Genomic DNA, 2,436 nt, shown 5'->3' on the forward strand with positions numbered 1-2,436 from the left:
CAGCCGATCCGCGAGCGGGTGGTCGGCCTCGACGCCCTCGACCAGCGCGCGGTCGATGGGGCGATGCTCGCGCTGGACGGCACCGAGAACAAGAACATCCTCGGTGCCAACGCGATCCTCGCCGTCTCCCTGGCCACCGCCAAGGCGGCCGCCGCGGCCCGCGACCTGCCGCTCTACGCCCACCTGGCCGAGCTGTACGGCGCGCCGGGCGAGTACAGCATGCCGGTGCCGATGATGAACATCCTCAACGGCGGCGAGCATGCCGACAACAACGTCGACATCCAGGAGTTCATGATCCAGCCGGTCGGCGCGGCCAGCTTCAAGGAAGCCCTGCGCATGGGCGCGGAGGTGTTCCACACCCTCAAGCAGGTGCTCTCCGAGCGCGGCCTGAGCACCGCGGTGGGCGACGAGGGCGGCTTCGCCCCAATGCTGTCCTCCAACGAGGAAGCCCTGGTGGTCATCCAGGCGGCGGTCGAGCGCGCCGGCTACGTGCTGGGCCAGGACATCACCCTGGCCCTGGACTGCGCCTCCTCGGAGTTCTACCACGACGGCGAGTACCGGCTGGCGGGCGAGGGCAAGAGCTTCGACTCCAAAGGCTTCGCCGACTACCTGGCGAGCCTCTGCGAGCGCTACCCGATCGTCTCGATCGAGGACGGCATGGACGAGAGCGACTGGGCGGGCTGGGCCTACCTGACCGAGAAGCTGGGCGACAAGGTGCAGCTGGTCGGCGACGACCTGTTCGTCACCAACACCAGGATCCTCAAGGAAGGCATCGAGAAGGGCATCGGCAACTCGATCCTGATCAAGTACAACCAGATCGGCAGCCTGAGCGAGACCCTGGATGCGATCCGCATGGCCCAGGACGCCGGCTACACGGCGGTGATCTCGCACCGCTCGGGCGAGACCGAGGACACCACCATCGCCGACCTGGCGGTGGCCACCCGTGCCGGGCAGATCAAGACCGGCTCGCTGTGCCGCTCGGACCGGGTGGGCAAGTACAACCAGCTGCTGCGCATCGAGGAGGCGCTGAAGGGCAGGGCGCCCTACGACGCCGAGCCGCTGCTGAAGCGGCGCTGCTGCGGAGGTGCGGCATGAGCAGGAAGCTGGTCATCGGCAACTGGAAGATGAACGGCGGCCTGGCCGCCAACCGACGCCTGCTGGACGAACTGCTGCCGGCGCTGGCGGCGCTGCAGGGCGTCGAGGTGGCGGTCTGTCCGCCCTTCCCCTACCTGGCGCAGGTCGCTGCCTTGCTGGAGGGCTCCGGCGTGGCGCTGGGCGCGCAGAACCTCCACACGGCGGCGAAGGGCGCCTTCACCGGCGAGGTCGGCGCCGGGATGCTCCGCGAGCTGGGCTGCCGCTTCGTGCTGGTCGGCCACTCGGAGCGGCGCAGCCTGTTCGGCGAGTGCGACGAGGTGGTCGCGGAGAAGTTCGCCATGGCGCTCAGGGCCGGCCTGGTGCCGGTGCTCTGCATCGGAGAGACGCTGGCGCAGCGCCGCCAGGGCAAGACCGAGCAGGTGGTGTCCGCCCAGCTGCAGGCGGTCCTGCGCCGCTCGGGCGTGCAGGGCCTCGCCGCCGGGGTGATCGCCTACGAGCCGGTGTGGGCCATCGGCACCGGCGAGACCGCCAGCCCCGAACAGGCCCAGGCGGTGCACCGGCACATCCGCGCGCTGCTCGGCGAATTCGACCGCGCGCGGGCCGAGGCCACGCCGATCCTTTACGGCGGCAGCGTCAAGGCCGACAACGCCCAGGCGCTGTTCGGGCAACCCGACATCGATGGCGGACTGATCGGCGGCGCCTCGCTGGAGGTGGCCGCGTTCGCCGCGATCTGCCAAGCCGCCACCCAACGACAAGAACAAGAGAGACCACAACCATGAGCACCGAGAGCCGTCTGCACAACCTTTTCCCCACTGCCGCGGAGATTCCCGAGCAGTACCGCCTGGGCGCGCCGATCGAGCAGCGCGAGTACCTGATCGACGGCGAACTGTGCCGCTGGGAGGGTCCGCTGGCCACCGTGCGCAGCCCCATCCACCTGAAGACCGACAAGGGCGACGAGCAGGTCATCCTGGGCAGCACCCCGCTGCTGGATGCCGAGGCCGCGCTGACCGCGCTGGACGCCGCGGTCCAGGCCTACGACAACGGCCAGGGCCTGTGGCCGACCCTGCCGGTGGCCGAGCGCATCCAGCACGTCGAGACCTTCCTCGCGCGCATGCGCGAGCAGCGCGAGGCGGTGGTCAAGCTGCTGATGTGGGAGATCGGCAAGAACCTCAAGGACTCCGAGAAGGAGTTCGACCGCACCTGCGACTACATCGTCGACACCATCCACGAGCTCAAGGAGCTGGACCGCCGCTCCAGCCGCTTCGAGCTGGAGCAGGGCACCCTCGGCCAGATCCGCCGCGTGCCGCTGGGCGTGGCGCTGTGCATGGGCCCCTACAACTA

The 2,436-nt window shown here is 69.7% G+C and carries 3 protein-coding genes; all 3 read left to right on the forward strand.

The genetic code is table 11. From position 1 onward, the window contains the following. Positions 1 to 1,095, forward strand: a 1,095-nt coding sequence (gene eno / locus ACYVD0_RS13420) for a phosphopyruvate hydratase (RefSeq protein WP_460427262.1), incomplete at its 5' end; no start/stop codon positions are given. Further along, entirely contained in the window at positions 1,092 to 1,874 is a 783-nt protein-coding gene (gene tpiA / locus ACYVD0_RS13425) for a triose-phosphate isomerase family protein (RefSeq protein WP_460427263.1), read from the forward strand. The genes eno and tpiA, both read left to right, overlap by 4 nt. Further along, positions 1,871 to 2,436, forward strand: a 566-nt coding sequence (locus ACYVD0_RS13430) for an aldehyde dehydrogenase family protein (RefSeq protein ID WP_460427264.1), incomplete at its 3' end; no start/stop codon positions are given. The genes tpiA and ACYVD0_RS13430, both read left to right, overlap by 4 nt.

The sequence above is a fragment of the Azotobacter armeniacus genome (assembly GCF_054779355.1).

Excerpts from the sequence above, each read along its gene's own strand:
- tpiA (WP_460427263.1), top strand. The coding sequence starts at position 1,092 with ATGAGCAGGAAGCTGGTCATCGGCAACTGGAAGATGAACGGCGGCCTG.